The sequence below is a fragment of the Streptomyces sp. DT2A-34 genome, from assembly GCF_030499515.1.
Lineage (GTDB): Bacteria > Actinomycetota > Actinomycetes > Streptomycetales > Streptomycetaceae > Streptomyces.
In genome coordinates, this window is record NZ_JASTWJ010000001.1 from 1,934,256 (window position 1) to 1,948,375 (window position 14,120).

The window sequence follows — 14,120 nt, forward strand, 5'->3', positions numbered from 1 at the left end:
TCAACGGTTGACTAAGTGTTGGCGCGTTCAAGAGGTGTGGACTGACTGGAGGGGGGCGCATGTTTCGAGGTACGACGGCACGGACCGTGGTTTCGATCCTCGCCGCCGTCCTGCTCGCCCTCCCGTTCTTCGCACCCACCGCGTCCTTCGCACACGCGCACACAGTCAGTCAGGCAAAGACCAAGGCCCAGCCCGGAATCAAGCTCTCCGGGAAGGCGCTGCGGGACGAAACAGTCACGTCCCGCCACTGCTTGCCGTCGGGTGATGGGGACCCGACCGGTCCGCTGCGCACCCGCGACCATCTCCGCTTCGCCGACTCCGGGCCCCAGGCGCCCGACCGGCCGTTGCTCACCCGGGACCCCGCGGCCGCGCACCAGTCGGCCAGAGCCGGCACCGCGCACCAGCGCACGTCGAGATCCTCGACGTCCCACACTCCGGCGGGACTTCAGGTCTTCCGCTGCTGAGAAGCAGAGCAGTCCCCCCACTTCTGTCATGTAAACCACACCGACGCGCCAGTGCAGCGCGCCAGGAGGAGTCACCACATATGCAGCCCCTCATCGACAACGCCCGTACGTTCGGACAGCGCCCTGAGGAGTTCGCCAAGCTGGCCGAAGGGCAGTCCCCGCAGGTCCTCTTCATCACCTGCTCCGACTCCCGTGTCGTACCCGCCCTGATCACGGGCGCCCGCCCCGGCGAGCTCTTCGAGCTGCGCACGGCGGGCAACATCGTCCCGCCGTACGTCTCCGAGTACCACCCCACCAGCGAGGCGGCCACCATCGAGTACGCCGTGGAGGTCCTCGGCGTCAGCGACATCGTGGTCTGCGGCCACTCCCACTGCGGTGCCGTCGGCGCGCTGGTGCGCGGCGACGACCTGGACGCCGTACCGGCCGTGCGCGACTGGCTCTCACACGCCACCCCGCGCCCGTCCGGTGCCGTCGAGGACCCGGAGGTCGCCGAGGGCGTCCAGTCCCATGTGCTGACGCAGTTGCTGCGACTGCGCTCGTACCCGTTCATCGCGAAGAAGCTGAAGGAGCGTCAACTGACCCTGCATGGCTGGTACTACGAGGTGCACAAGGGCGCCGTGCGCGCCCACAACGCCGAGACCGACGCGTTCGAGGCGCTGTGATCGCCATGATGACCAAGTTCCCCACCTGCGGCAGGACTTCGCCGCCTCGTTGGTTGTCTTCCTCGTCGCGCTGCCGCTGTGCGTCGGCGTGGCCGTCGCCTCCGGAGTCCCGGCCGAGCTCGGACTCGTCACCGGCATCGTCGGCGGCATCGTCACCGGCATGATGCGCGGCAGCAGCCTCCAGGTCTCGGGGCCCGCCGCCGGTCTGACCGTGCTGGTCTTCGAGGCCGTCCAGGAGTTCGGGCTGCCGGTCCTCGGTGTGCTCGTGCTCGCCACCGGCCTGCTTCAGCTCCTCATGGGCGCCCTGAAGCTGGGACGCTGGTTCCGGGCCATCTCGATCTCCGTCGTCGAGGGCATGCTGGCCGGTATCGGCCTTGTGCTCATCGCCGGACAGCTCTACGCGGTCGCGGACACCAAGGCGCCCGCCTCCGGCCTGGAGAAAATAGCCGGTCTGCCCGGCGCCCTCGCCGACGCCGTCGGAAACACCGGGGCGCTGGCCTCGATCGGACTGGGTGCCGGCACCATCGCCGTCCTGCTGCTGTGGAAGCGGATGCCGAGCAAGGTGCGCACGATTCCCGGTCCGCTCGCCGCGGTCGGTCTGGCGACAGCGGTGGCCGCCGTGTTCTCCCTGCCGGTCGCCACCGTCGAGGTCAAGGGCCTGCTGGGCTCCATCCAGCCGCCGTCCCTGAGCGCCTTCGGTGAGCTCGCGAACGTCGGCGTGCTCGCCACGATCGTCGCCTTCACGCTCATCGCGTCGGCCGAGTCGCTGTTCAGCGCCGCGGCCGTGGACCGGCTGCACGACGGGCCGCGCACCGAGTACGACAAGGAACTGATGGCGCAGGGCGCGGGCAACACCGTCTGCGGTGCCCTCGGCGCGCTGCCGATGACCGCGGTCATCGTGCGCAGCTCCGCCAACGTCCAGGCGGGCGCGAAGACCAAGGCGTCCCGTGTCATGCACGGCGTGTGGCTGCTGCTGTTCGCGGCGCTGCTGCCCGCCACCCTGGCGCTGATCCCGATCCCCGCGCTGGCGGGCATCCTGGTCCACGCGGGCTTCAAGCTGATCCCCTTCCGCGGGATCGTCTCCCTGTGGCGGGGCCACCGGGGCGAGGCGCTGATCCTCGTCGTCACCGCCGTCTCCATCGTCGCGGTGAACATGTTCGAGGGCGTGCTGATCGGTCTGGCCCTGTCGGTCGCCAAGACCGCCTGGGAGGCCTCGCACGTCAAGCTGGAGGTCATCGACAAGGGCGCCGGACCGATCCAGGCGTACCTGTCGGGCAACGCGACCTTCCTCAGGCTGCCGAAGATCCTCGACAGCCTGGAGGCCCTGCCGCAGGACCGCCCGGTGGAGCTGGACCTGTCCGGACTGCACCACCTGGACCACGCCTGCCGTACGGCCCTGGAGTCCTGGGCCGAGCGGCACAGCTCGGCAGGAACGGAACCGGTGCGGGTCACCGCGCCCTGACCGGCGTATGACCCCTGGCGCGATATGACCCCTGGTCCGGGGCCGTCCATGGCCCCGGACCAGACACCGGGCATATCGTTACAGGAGCATACGGAACAGACCTCTCGGTGAGGAGGTCGTCATGGTCGAGGAGCTGCTGGGCGCGGCTGTGGGCGTCGGCGTGGCGGGACTCGCGTATCTCGCGGCAGCCGCGCGGGTCGTCAAGCAGTACGAACGCGGGGTGATCCTGCGGCTCGGACGCCTGCGAGGCACCGTACGACAGCCGGGATTCACGCTGATCGTCCCCGCCGTGGACCGGCTCCACAAGGTCAACATGCAGATCGTGACGATGCCCGTGCCCGCCCAGGAGGGCATCACCCGTGACAACGTGACGGTGCGGGTCGACGCGGTCGTGTACTTCAAGGTCGTGGACGCGTCCGCCGCGATCATCAACGTCGAGGACTACCGCTTCGCCGTCTCCCAGATGGCCCAGACGTCGCTGCGCTCGATCATCGGCAAGAGCGATCTGGACGATCTGCTGTCCAACCGCGAGAAGCTCAACCAGGGCCTGGAGCTGATGATCGACAGCCCGGCGATCGGCTGGGGCGTGCAGATCGACCGTGTCGAGATCAAGGACGTGTCCCTGCCGGAGTCGATGAAGCGCTCCATGGCCCGGCAGGCCGAGGCCGACCGTGAGCGGCGGGCCCGGGTCATCAACGCCGACGCCGAACTCCAGGCCTCCAAGAAGCTGGCCGAGGCCGCGCACCAGATGGCCGACGCGCCCTCCGCCCTCCAACTGCGGTTGCTGCAGACGGTGATGGCGGTGGCGGCGGAGAAGAACTCCACGCTGGTGCTGCCGATCCCGGTGGAGTTGCTGCGGTTCCTGGAGAGGGGGGCGCAACCGCCGCCGGACCACGAGGGCGCGCCCGTCTCCAGGCACGCCGCCGTGGAGAAGTCCGTCGAGGAAGCCGTCCCGGGATCCGCCCCGGAGTCCATCCCGGAGTCCATCCCGGAGTCCGCCCAGGAGTCCATCCCGGGGTCCGTCCAAGGCTCCGCCCCGGAGCCCGTCCAGGAATCCACGCCGGACACGCCCGGACAGCCCCTCCAGAAGTGACACACGCTACGCGCGTGGTTCCCGCGACTCGCACCAGGTGATAGACACGGCGGGGTCACAGTTCCTGTCCGCCAGCAGGAAGGTTGCCCCATGTCCGAGCACACGACCGCCGACGGTACGTCGCGTCGTCAACTCCTCGCCCGTACCGGTGCGTTGGGCGTCTCGATCACCTTCGCCGGAAACCTCTCCGAACTCTTCGCGGGCACCGCCGCCGCGCAGGCCCTCGGCCACACCGGATACGGTCCGCTGGTCCCCGACCCCAAGCGCCTGCTCGATCTGCCGGAAGGTTTCTCCTATCGCGTCCTCTCCCGCGAGGGCGACAAGCTCCGCTCCGGGGAGGGCCTGGTCCCCTCCAACCACGACGGCATGACGGCCCTGCCCGGCAGGCACGGCCGCGTCCACCTGGTGCGCAACCACGAGAACCGCGCCGACGGCAGGGTTCCCGTCCCGACGGTCGAGGGCCTCACCTACGACCCCGCCGGCAAGGGCGGCTGTACGGCAGTGACGCTGGACTCCCGCAACCGGGTGCTGTCCGAGCGTGTCGCCATCGCCGGTACGGCAGTCAACTGCGCGGGCGGGCCCACACCTTGGGGGACCTGGCTGACCTGCGAGGAGACCGAGGACAGGGCGGGCACCAACGGCTACACCAAGGACCACGGCTTCATCTTCGAGGTCGACCCGGCCAACCCGTACCGCTCCGGCGCGGTCCCGCTGACCGCGATGGGCCGCTTCCAGCACGAGGCGATCGCGGTGGACCCACGGCGCGGCATCGTCTACGAGACCGAGGACGCCTTCGAGAAGCCCTTCGGCCTCTTCTACCGCTTCCTCCCCCACCAGCCGCACGGCAGCCTGGGCACCCTGCGCGCGGGCGGCCGCCTCCAGGCGATGCGCGTGCCGGGCGTACCCGACCTCTCCTCGATCCAGGAGACCGGCGCGACCTTCGAGAACATCGAGTGGGTCGACGTACCGGACCCCCTCGCCACCCAAACCCCCATCCGCTTCCAGGACTTCGGCCCGAAGGGCATCACGCACGCGCAGAAGCTGGAGGGCTGCTACTGGGGCGGCGGCAGCGTGTACTTCGTCTCCTCCTTCGCCCGCAGATCGGAGGGCTCGGCGGCCGACCACTACGGCCAGATCTGGCGCTACGATCCCTCCGCCCGCCGCCTGACCCTCGTGATCGTCTTCGGCCCCGACACCGACCTGCAGCTCCCCGGCGAGTCCCCGGACAACATCTGCCTCGCCCCCAGCGGCGGCCTCATGGTGTGCGAGGACGGCAACGGCGCCCAGCACGTCTACGGCGTGACACGACGCGGGGAGGTGTACGCGATGGCGCGCAACGCGCAGAACATTGGGACCCCCGAAGAGCCGGAGTGGGGCGAGTTCGCCGGCGTGACCTTCTCGCCCGACGGCGAGACGATGTACGTCAACTGCTACACGCCGGGTACGACGTTCGCGGTGACGGGCCCCTGGCGCAGGTGACGGCTCCTGGCACGGGCCCCCCAGCGGAGGTCGGCGCTCCGGCGCGTCCTCTAACCTGTGCGGCATGAATGCTCCGGGGGATGTCGTCGACGGCCGGTTCGAGCTGGTGGAGCGGCTCGGCAGCGGGGGCATGGGCACCGTGTGGCGAGCTCGTGACACGGTGCTGCACCGCGAGGTCGCGCTCAAGGCGGTCCGGTCCGATCCGGACACGGTCGGCTTGGTGCGCGAGCGGGTGCTGCGGGAGGCGCGGGCGCTGGCCCGGCTCAGCCATCCCCATGTGGTGACGGTCCATCAGATCATCGACGCCGACCCGCATCCGTGGATCGTGATGGAACTCGTGCCGGGCGTCTCGCTCCAACGGCGGCTGGACGACGGCCCGTTGACCCCGCTGGAGGCGGCCCGCCTCGGCCGTCAGGTGCTCGCCGCGCTGCGGGCCGCGCACGCGGCGGGCATCCAGCACCGGGACGTCAAGCCCGCCAACATCCTCCTGCGTCCCGACGGGGACGCCGTCCTGACCGACTTCGGCATCGCCGCCCTGCAGGGCACGACAGCCCTCACGGCCACCGGCGAGCTCGTCGGTTCGCCCGAGTACATGGCGCCGGAGCGGATCCGGGGCCACGACGACGAACCGGCCGCCGACCTCTGGTCACTGGGCGTGGTCCTGTACGTGTGCGTGGAGGGCGTCAGCCCCCTGCGCCGCCCCACCACCCTCGCCACCCTGGCCGCCGTACTCGACGCCCCGCTCCCGGCACCGACCCGCTCGGGCCCGCTGACGCCGGTGCTCGACGCCCTGCTGGTGCGCGACCCGGCCGCCCGCCCGGACGCCGCCCGGCTGGACGCGATGCTGGCGCAGGTGGAGGCGGGGGCGACACCGCAGTGGGCTCGGCCGACCCTGACCGCCGGCGCACCGCACCACCCGACGCCGGCCCCGCCACCGATCCCCACCCAGCTGGACACCCCACGCCCGACGGCACCGCAGCAGTCGCGGGGCCCTCGGCGCCGTACCCCGCTCGTGGTGGCGGCGAGCGCGGCGCTGGTGATCGCCGCGGCGACGGCTCTGGTCTTCGCGCTGCGCCCCGACGGCGGCGCCAAGGCCGACGACAAGGCCGGTGGCGCCACGACCCCGGCGGTCACGAGATCCACCGCCGGCCCGGCACCCGAGCAGCAGTCCCCCTCACCGACGCCCAGCCCGACGACCCCCACCCCCACACCCACCGGCACACCCATCGGGGCGTCGGAAGGCCGCTGGATCGCCCAACTCCACTCCGAACCCATCGCCTCGGGCACCGCCGCCCGCGACCGGCGACTCGCCGCCGTCCGCCGATCCGTGCCGGAGGCGACCGTCCTGCGCAGCGACGACTACGCCTCCCTCCGCCCCGGCTACTGGGTGATCCACGCCCCCGGCCCCTTCACCGACGGCCGCGCCGCCCTGGCCTTCTGCGCCGAGCACGGCCGAACCACGGCGAACAGCTGCGTCGGCCGCTACCTGAGCACGGACGCGACCGACCTCACCCTCCAGTGCCGCCCTCCGGCCACCGCACCGACGGGCTCCTGCACCCGCCCCGACTGAGACGACCGGCCCCGCCGGGCGGGTGACACCGACCCGGCACACCTGTCGGCATAGCGATATGACCAGTTGATCCTCATATCGTCATGCGGTGATCACTCCTGTACGACGCGTCACCGCCGCCTGCGTCCTGAGCGCGGCGCTCAGCGCGCTCGCCGCCTGTGCCCCCGAGGCGACCCGCGCGCCCCTCCCCGCACCCAGCGCCACCGCCGCCTCCTCCCCCGCCGCCAAGCCTCCGACCCTCGCGCCGGGACCCGCCGGCCTGACGCCCGTCTTCGAGCACGGCCCCCGCACCCGGGACAAGACCGTCGCGCTCACCTTCGATGCGGACATGACCTCCGATCAGGGGCCGCGGGCGGCGAGCGGGGAGCGGTTCGACAACCCGGGGCTCGTCGCGGCCCTGCGGGAGCTGAAGGTGCCGGCGACCGTGTTCATGACGGGGCGGTGGGCCGAGGAGTATCCGCGGCAGGCCCGGGCCATCGGGCGCGACCCGCTCTTCGAGGTCGCCAACCACTCGTACAGCCACCACGCCTTCACCGACGACTGCTACGGGCTGCCGACCGTCGACGAGGAGCGGATGCGGGCGGATGTGGAGCGGGCGTACGCCGCGTTCCGGAAGGTCGGGGTGCGGGATGCGATGCCGTACTTCCGGTTTCCCGGCGGCTGTTACGACCGGCGTGCTCTGAAGGCACTGACCCCGGTCGGTGTCACCGCCGTGCAGTGGGACGTGGTGAGCGGGGACGCGTTCGCGACGGACGCCCGCGCGGTCGCCCAGGAGGTGCTGGACGGGGTGCGGCCCGGCTCCGTGGTCGTCCTGCACTGCACGCTCAGTGCCGCTCCGACGACCGAGCGGGTGGTCCGGAGCGTCGTGCCCGAGCTGCGCGGGAAGGGGTTCCGGTTCGTGAAGGTGTCCGAGCTGATCGGGGCTGCCGGCGGACGGGGCTGATGCTCGTACGCTGGACGTATGAGCAAGGACCAGCCCACGACCGACTACTGCCTGATCGACGCGACCAGGCCCCCCAAGGCGGACGGGCCGCCCTACGCGGAGTGCGTGCTGTGCCGGGAGCCGACGGAGTACCCGGAGTCGTACAAGGGGATCACGCTCTGCCCGGTGTGCGAGTGGCAGGAGGCGCAGCGCACGGCCTGTTCAGGGTGATCTGCGGGAGGTGAGCGCGCAGGCCACGGCGATCGCCGCCGCCGTGAGCAGGGCCGCCGCGGCCAACGGCAGCAGGGGCAGGGGGACCGTGCCCGAGCGGGAGCCGGTGACCAGGCCGCTGACCGCCGCCTGGGCCGGGGAGCCGGTCACCACCACCGACAGCAGGGCCGCGAGCAGCATCGTGGGGACCGCGCGGCCGGTCGAGCGCAGCACCGGCCAGGTGGTGAGGGCGCCGACGGCGGTGCCGAGCAGGGCGCAGGCCAGCACGGCGAGCAGCCCGGCGGCGCCGGCGGGCAGCCGTGGCACACGGGTCTGGAGGTCGGCGCTGACCGGGTTGCTGATCAGGGTGACGACGACGGTCGCCACCGTGCCGAGGGCCGCCGCCGCGGCCAGTGCCACCAGCAGCGCGGCCAGGTGCGCCCGCCCCGGGCCGACGGCCGCGGAGACACAACTGCGGGCGGCGGGCGGCTCGTTGGTGACGCAGATCCGCACCAGCCAGGCGGCGACGGGCAGCAGGGCCGCGGCCGCGTAGCCGAGCGAGTCGAGCACGGGCTGCCCGCTCTGCACGCCGACGCCGAGGAAGACGGCGTACAGGATGAACGGCGGCAGCCAGCGCTGCGAGCGGGCCAGCAGGGCGGCCTGGTAGCGGAGGAGGGCGTTCATCTGCGTCATCGGCGGCTCTCGGTTTCGGGCTCGGCAGGTCTCTCCTGGCTCACGCTCACCACGTGCCATGGCGGGCGGGCGGTCAGCAGGGTGCGCAGGAGGACGTCCGAGTGGGACGCGGGCACGGTGAGGCGGTGGGTGCCGGGCGTGGGTTCCTCGACCGATGTGACGACGCGGGGCACGTCGGTGGGGAGTTGTCCGCCGCGCGGGCCCTGGACGACGACGATCACGTGCGGGCCGGTTGCCTCCGACGGCACCTGTTCCGTACGGCGCTCCAGGCCCGCGTCCCGCACGGTGTACGTCGCGTCGGGCGCCCCCGCCAGGCGGCGCGGGTCGTGGTCCACGAAGACCACGGCGGTGCCGCCCGCCGTACGTTCGGCGACGGCGCGCTCCAGCTCCGCGCGGGCGTCGGCGTCGAGGCCGGTCCACGCCTCGTCCAGGACGAGCAGTTCCGGTTCGGCGAGGAGGGCCTGTACGACGGCGACCTTCTGGCTGCTGCCCTTCGACAGCTGGGCCATCGGCGTACGGGCGTACGCGGCGGCGCCGAAACGGTCGAGCCACTCCAGGGCGGCACGGGTGGCCGCCGGCCGGGACAGGCCGTGGACCGTGCCGAGGTGGGTCAGGTAGCCGAGGGCGGTGAAGGGGAGGGCTGTGGGGAAGCGTTCGGGGACGTAGGCGGTGCGAGGGCGTCCGGTGACGCGGCCTTCGGAAGGGGCGTCCATACGGGCCAGGAGGCGCAGGAGGGTGGACTTGCCGGTGCCGTTCGGGCCGTCGATGCGGATGAGCGTGCCCGGGGGCACCGTGAGGTGGACGCCGCGTAAGACCCATGGGCCGCGTATGCCGTAGCGGCGGCCCACGTTGTCCAGACGAAGATCGCGTTGCATGGGGCCCATCCTCTCGCGCCGAAGAACGGATCTTCCGCCTGGCAGACTGGAGGACGTGACCAGCGACCAGTCCGTTCCCGGCGCCAGCCCCTTTCGCGCCGAGCCTTCGACGCGCGACGAGGCACCCCAGTTCGTCCTGCCCCTCGTCGTCCGTATCGAGCGTGCCGCTCCCCCGCCGCGTACGGACGCCCTGGAGACCGCCGCCCGCGCGGTGCTGGTCATGCTGAGCGACCAGCGGTCCCTCGGCGAAGGCGAGTGGGCCGAGGCCGTGCGGGACTGGCAGGACGCCCGTATCCGCAAGGTGGTGCGGCGGGCTCGCGGAGCCGAATGGCGGCGGGTGGAAGGGCTGCCGGGCATCACGGTCACCGGCAAGTCGGCCGAGGTGCGGGTGTTCCCGCCCGTGCCGTTGGACGGGTGGCCCAAGGAGCTGGCCAAGCTCCAGGTGTCCGGGACCGACCTCGACGATCCGGAGCCACCCGTGGACGCCGACCCCTCGGCGCCCGTGCTCTGGCTGAACCCCGGCCTCGACATGTCGGCCGGCAAGGCGATGGCGCAGGCCGGGCACGCGGCGCAGCTCGCCTGGTGGGAGCTGTCGGACGAGGAGCGGGACGCCTGGCGCGACGCGGGGTTCCCGCTCGCCGTGCGGACCGCGCGGGCGGGGCGCTGGGCCGAGCTGACGACCAGTGGGCTGCCGTTGGTGCGTGACGCGGGGTTCACGGAGATCGCGCCCGGGTCGTGCACGGTCGTCGCCGACCACCCGGCGCTGCGGCGGACGCCGGGCGTTTGAACAACCCTGGCGGCTCGCGCGTACGACCTTGCGGTGGCCGTTCGCGGTAGCGGCTGTTCGCGGGGCGCGGGTTGTGGGGTCTGGGGGTGCGTGGGCCCCAACCTCAAATGTTGCTCTGAAGCTGCCGCCCGCGGGGTTCGGGCGAGACCTGCGGGGCCATACCCCCGGCACGTCCGGCACGTCCGAAGGGACAGGACAGCGGGGTACGGAAGCGGCCGAGGAGGGGACGATGGAGCGACTGGGCAAGCGGCTGGGCACGGGAATCGGATGGCGTCCGGAGATCGCGGACGCCGTGGAGCGCATGCCGGGCATCGACTGGGTCGAGGCGGTCGCCGAGAACGTCTGCCCCGGGCATCTTCCCGAGTCTCTGGTACGGCTGCGGCAGCGCGGGGTGACCGTGATCCCGCACGGCGTCTCACTGGGCCTCGGCGGCGCGGACCGGCCCGACGCCGAGCGGCTCGCCGCGCTCGCCGAACGGGTGGAGGCGCTGGGGTCGCCGCTGGTCACCGAGCACATCGCGTTCGTACGGGCGGGCGGTCCGCTGACGGCGTCCCCGCGCCTGGAGGCGGGGCACCTCCTGCCCGTCCCCCGCACCCGGGACGCCCTCGACGTGCTGTGCGAGAACGTCCGTATCGCACAGGACGCCCTGCCCGTGCCGCTCGCCGTGGAGAACATCGCCGCGCTGATCTCGTGGCCGGGCGAGGAGATGACCGAGGGGCAGTTCCTGTACGACCTCGCCGACCGCACCGGGGTACGACTCCTCATCGACGTGGCCAACCTGCACACCAACCACGTCAACCGGGGCGAGGACCCGGCCAGGGCGCTCGCCGAGTTGCCGCTGGAAGCCATCGCGTACGTCCATGTCGCGGGCGGCTTCGAACGCGACGGCGTCTGGCACGACAGCCACGCCCACCCGATCCCCCAGCCGGTCCTCGACATCCTGACCGACCTCGCCTCCCGCGTGTCCCCACCGGGAGTCCTGCTGGAACGGGACGAGAACTTCCCCGAACCGGCCGAGCTGGAGCGGGAGTTGGGGGCGATTCGGGGGGCTTTGGAGAAGGGGGGAGCTGGGAGGGGGGTGTCTGCGGGGGTGGGCGCTGAGAAGGGGGCGTCTGCGGGGGTGGGCGCTGAGAAGGGACCGTCTGCGGGGGTGGGCGTCGAGAGCGGGGCATCTGCGGGAGGGGGTGCCGAGAGCGGGGCATCTGCGGAGTGGGCGACTGGGGGTGGGGCGACTGCGGGTGGGCCAACTGCGGGTGGGGCGTCCGAGGGGAGGTCAGCCGCGGAGGTGGTTCACTCGGGAGAGGCTTCCGGGGAGGGGGCGTTCGCGGTCGGGGGGTCGTCGACGGAGGCCTTTAGGGGGTCGGCACCTGTGGCGGGAGCCTCACAGGAGGCCGCCCGGCAGCAGGAGACGGCTCGCTCGGAAGCGGTGTCCAAGAAGAGGGCGCTCATGGGCGGGGCGTCGGCGACGGAGACAGCCGAAGGCTCGGCGCCCGTGGAGGGAGCCCCGCGCGAGGCGGCGGGGCAGCAGGAGACAGCTCACTCGGAAGAAGCGCCCAGAAAGCGGGCAGTCGCGGGCGGGGCGACGGCGACGGAGACGGAGACGGAGACGGAGACGGCCGAAGGATCGGCGCCCGCGGAGGGGGCCCCAGCGGACGTGGCGCGCGAGCAGGAGCCGGCACGCCAGGCGGAGGCCGTGCGCGAGCCGGAGGGAGCCGCGGCCGGGGCACTCGCCGACCCCGCCCGGCAGCGCCTCGCCCTCGCGCAGGCCGCGCTGCTGTCCGCGCTCGTCGCCGGTACGCCCGTGCCGGAGGGGTTCGACCGGGTGCGGCTCGGCGTGCAGGCACGGGCGCTCGCCGGGAAGCGGGCGGACGTCGTGGCGAAGGTCGCGCCGGAGTTGCCGGTGATCCTCGGGGACGGGTATCGACGGGCGTTCCTCGCGTACAGCCATGGGCACCCCATGACCGACGGCTATCGGCGCGACGCGCTGGACTTCGCCGGGTATCTGCTGGCCGAGGGCCGGCTCGAGGACCCGCGGGTACGGGCGGAGGTGCGGGAGTGGTGGCTGGAGCGGTCGGGACCGAAGCCGCGGTCACGGCGGCCGGGGGTGCGGCTGGCCCGGGCCACGCGGCGAGTGCTGCTGCGGCGGTGAGCGGGCTATGGCGGGCGCGCGATGGACGTGCCCCGGGGGCGGCCCCGGGGCCAGGGGATTCACGGAGCTGCCGGGGACTCACCAAGCCGGGGGACTCACCAAGCCGGGGGACTCACCGAGCGGGAGCCCGGCGCCGGGGATCCCCCGGGCCGGGCGCCCGACGGGACCGGGGGCCTGAGGCAGCCGGGGGCCTGAGGCGGCCGGGGAACTGAGGCGGCCGGGGAACTGAGGCGGCCGAGCGACCGACGAAGCCAGGAGCTTGAGGCGGCCCGGAAATTGAGGCGTCCGGCAAACGGGGCTGGGGGACGCCCCGAGTCGGGGGCTCCCCGACTCGGGAGCCCGACGCGACTGGGAGACGACGGAGCCGGGAAATTGAGACAGCCGGGCGACCCGCGGCGCGGCGGTATCGCCGTAGCAGCGCGCAGTGGGCACCGGAACAGCACCCAGTAGGTGCCCGGAGCGGCACGCGGTAGGTGCCCGGAACGGCACACAGTGGGCGCCGGAACGGCGCACTCCGGGCACGGAGCGGCACGCAGTCGGCGCCCGGAGCGGCCCGTGAGGCATGCGCAGCGCAGGCGGATCCCGTCGCTGACCGGCCCACACGCCATCCACCCCGCACCCACAGCCTGGCGGACCCCGCCTACGCCAACTCCCGCTCCCCCACTGGACACCCCGGCCCCTCCGAGTGTGCCGGGGTTAACACCCCAGCCCGCGATACGGCCGGCGCACCCGTTTCATCCGCCTTTGGCACCGTACGCCACCCTCCTCTCCTCCCCCATTCGCCCGTAACCACCCCCGTTGCAACTATTCGCTCCGGTACGGCAGTTGGCGTAGACCCCGACGTACCCCGAAGTAATATGCCAACCCCACCCCCGAAGCGCACTAACGTGCGGTGCCGCAACAGGAGGCACCATGCGACCGCGACCGCCCATCAACGGCCGAGGCATCTTCAGCGGAACCGGGCTCATCATCACGGGCCTGACGGCGACGCTGCTGGCGATGATCTTCCCGATCTGGTCGTACACCGACCGGTCCGGGACCGGTCTGGACGTGCTCAACGCCGAGACCGTCTCGACCGGTTACGGCCCGCTGTCCGCCCTCGACCGCGACTTCATCACGAAGGTCCGGCTGGCCGGGCTGTGGGAGCTGCCGGCCGGCCGGCAGGCCCAGCAGAAGGGCACCACACCGGCCGTACGGACCGCGGGGCAGCACCTGATCGAGGGGCACGCGTTCCTGGACGAGCGGGTGCGCGACGTCGCCGCCAAGCTCAGCCTGCAGCTGCCCAACGAGCCCACCGAGCAGCAGCAGGAGTGGCTGGCCACCCTGGACTCGGCCCAAGGCGTCGAGTACGACCGGCAGTTCGCCAACATCCTGCGGCTGGCGCACGGCAAGGTGTTCTCCGTCGTCGCCCAGGTGCGGGCCGGTACACGCAACTCCCTCGTCCGCGAACTCGCCGACGACGCCAACTCCACGGTGCTGGACCACATCACGGTCCTGGAGGCCACCGGTTACGTCGACTTCGACGCCCTGGCCCGGGACATGGTCGCCGACAGCACACCTCCCCTGCCCCCCTCCCCCGGCCCGCCCGGCCCCACCACCGACCCCGCTCCGGCCGTCCCGATGACCCCGCCCCCGTCGCCGACCTACGCCCTGCCGCCGGCCGCCACCAGCCCACGAGCGCCCGGCTCCTGAAATCCGGAACGTCACATCCCGGCAACTCTCCGTCCGCATTCTGAACAAGGCATGGCGTTTCA

General features: G+C 72.5%; 13 protein-coding genes. 11 read left to right on the top strand and 2 right to left on the bottom strand.

All coding sequences use genetic code 11. From position 1 onward, the window contains the following. Positions 1-59 precede the first annotated feature (59 nt). From QQM39_RS08405 to QQM39_RS08440, 8 genes are all read left to right on the top strand, one after another. A complete protein-coding gene (locus tag QQM39_RS08405; RefSeq protein WP_301996054.1) occupies positions 60-464 on the top strand; it encodes a hypothetical protein in 405 nt (134 codons plus the stop codon). A gap of 80 nt (positions 465-544) precedes the next feature. Continuing rightward, on the top strand, positions 545-1,126 hold the full coding sequence (locus tag QQM39_RS08410; RefSeq protein ID WP_301996055.1) for a carbonic anhydrase: 582 nt from the start codon (positions 545-547) through the stop codon (positions 1,124-1,126). A 49-nt stretch (positions 1,127-1,175) separates the two neighbouring features. Then, positions 1,176-2,588, top strand: coding sequence for a SulP family inorganic anion transporter (locus tag QQM39_RS08415; RefSeq protein WP_301996057.1), 1,413 nt, complete (start codon positions 1,176-1,178; stop codon positions 2,586-2,588). Between the two features lie 121 nt (positions 2,589-2,709). After that, the gene (locus tag QQM39_RS08420) at positions 2,710-3,681 is read left to right on the top strand and encodes a slipin family protein (RefSeq protein ID WP_301996058.1); all 972 of its coding nucleotides are present in this window, start codon (positions 2,710-2,712) and stop codon (positions 3,679-3,681) included. Positions 3,682-3,771: 90 nt separating this feature from the next. Continuing rightward, on the top strand, positions 3,772-5,160 hold the full coding sequence (locus QQM39_RS08425; protein WP_301996059.1) for a PhoX family protein: 1,389 nt from the start codon (positions 3,772-3,774) through the stop codon (positions 5,158-5,160). A gap of 64 nt (positions 5,161-5,224) precedes the next feature. Beyond that, complete coding sequence (locus tag QQM39_RS08430) at positions 5,225-6,730, top strand: serine/threonine-protein kinase (protein WP_301996060.1); 1,506 nt, start codon at positions 5,225-5,227, stop codon at positions 6,728-6,730. A gap of 88 nt (positions 6,731-6,818) precedes the next feature. Then, positions 6,819-7,673: a polysaccharide deacetylase family protein gene (locus QQM39_RS08435; protein WP_301996061.1), complete on the top strand. Its 855-nt coding sequence runs from the start codon at positions 6,819-6,821 to the stop codon at positions 7,671-7,673. 18 nt (positions 7,674-7,691) lie between these two features. Next, entirely contained in the window at positions 7,692-7,883 is a 192-nt protein-coding gene (locus tag QQM39_RS08440) for a hypothetical protein (RefSeq protein WP_301996062.1), read from the top strand. On the opposite strand, the gene QQM39_RS08445 is transcribed toward QQM39_RS08440, so the two are convergent. Both QQM39_RS08445 and QQM39_RS08450 read right to left on the bottom strand, forming a co-directional pair. Further along, positions 7,875-8,546, bottom strand: a complete 672-nt coding sequence (locus QQM39_RS08445) for an ABC transporter (protein WP_302003519.1) — start codon at positions 8,544-8,546, stop codon at positions 7,875-7,877. The two genes, QQM39_RS08440 and QQM39_RS08445, sit on opposite strands and share 9 nt — an antisense overlap. A 5-nt stretch (positions 8,547-8,551) precedes the next feature. Further along, positions 8,552-9,430, bottom strand: a complete 879-nt coding sequence (locus tag QQM39_RS08450; RefSeq protein ID WP_301996064.1) for an ATP-binding cassette domain-containing protein — start codon at positions 9,428-9,430, stop codon at positions 8,552-8,554. A 55-nt stretch (positions 9,431-9,485) separates the two neighbouring features. Between QQM39_RS08450 and QQM39_RS08455 the strand changes: the two genes are divergently transcribed. The 3 genes from QQM39_RS08455 to QQM39_RS08465 all read left to right on the top strand — a co-directional run bounded on the left by QQM39_RS08455 (position 9,486) and on the right by QQM39_RS08465 (position 14,058). Continuing rightward, positions 9,486-10,217 carry an aminoacyl-tRNA hydrolase gene (locus tag QQM39_RS08455; protein ID WP_301996065.1) on the top strand — a complete coding sequence of 244 codons (732 nt, stop codon included), beginning with the start codon at positions 9,486-9,488 and terminating at the stop codon, positions 10,215-10,217. Between the two features lie 229 nt (positions 10,218-10,446). Continuing rightward, the gene (locus QQM39_RS08460) at positions 10,447-12,366 is read left to right on the top strand and encodes a DUF692 family multinuclear iron-containing protein (protein ID WP_301996066.1); all 1,920 of its coding nucleotides are present in this window, start codon (positions 10,447-10,449) and stop codon (positions 12,364-12,366) included. 912 nt (positions 12,367-13,278) lie between these two features. Beyond that, the gene (locus QQM39_RS08465) at positions 13,279-14,058 is read left to right on the top strand and encodes a DUF4142 domain-containing protein (RefSeq protein WP_301996067.1); all 780 of its coding nucleotides are present in this window, start codon (positions 13,279-13,281) and stop codon (positions 14,056-14,058) included. Positions 14,059-14,120 lie beyond the last annotated feature (62 nt).

Coding starts and splice junctions, on each gene's coding strand:
- QQM39_RS08405 (WP_301996054.1), top strand. CDS start 60: ATGTTTCGAGGTACGACGGCACGGACCGTGGTTTCGATCCTCGCCGCC.
- QQM39_RS08410 (WP_301996055.1), top strand. CDS start 545: ATGCAGCCCCTCATCGACAACGCCCGTACGTTCGGACAGCGCCCTGAG.
- QQM39_RS08420 (WP_301996058.1), top strand. CDS start 2,710: ATGGTCGAGGAGCTGCTGGGCGCGGCTGTGGGCGTCGGCGTGGCGGGA.
- QQM39_RS08425 (WP_301996059.1), top strand. CDS start 3,772: ATGTCCGAGCACACGACCGCCGACGGTACGTCGCGTCGTCAACTCCTC.
- QQM39_RS08430 (WP_301996060.1), top strand. CDS start 5,225: ATGAATGCTCCGGGGGATGTCGTCGACGGCCGGTTCGAGCTGGTGGAG.
- QQM39_RS08440 (WP_301996062.1), top strand. CDS start 7,692: ATGAGCAAGGACCAGCCCACGACCGACTACTGCCTGATCGACGCGACC.
- QQM39_RS08445 (WP_302003519.1), bottom strand. CDS start 8,546: ATGAACGCCCTCCTCCGCTACCAGGCCGCCCTGCTGGCCCGCTCGCAG.
- QQM39_RS08450 (WP_301996064.1), bottom strand. CDS start 9,430: ATGCAACGCGATCTTCGTCTGGACAACGTGGGCCGCCGCTACGGCATA.
- QQM39_RS08460 (WP_301996066.1), top strand. CDS start 10,447: ATGGAGCGACTGGGCAAGCGGCTGGGCACGGGAATCGGATGGCGTCCG.
- QQM39_RS08465 (WP_301996067.1), top strand. CDS start 13,279: ATGCGACCGCGACCGCCCATCAACGGCCGAGGCATCTTCAGCGGAACC.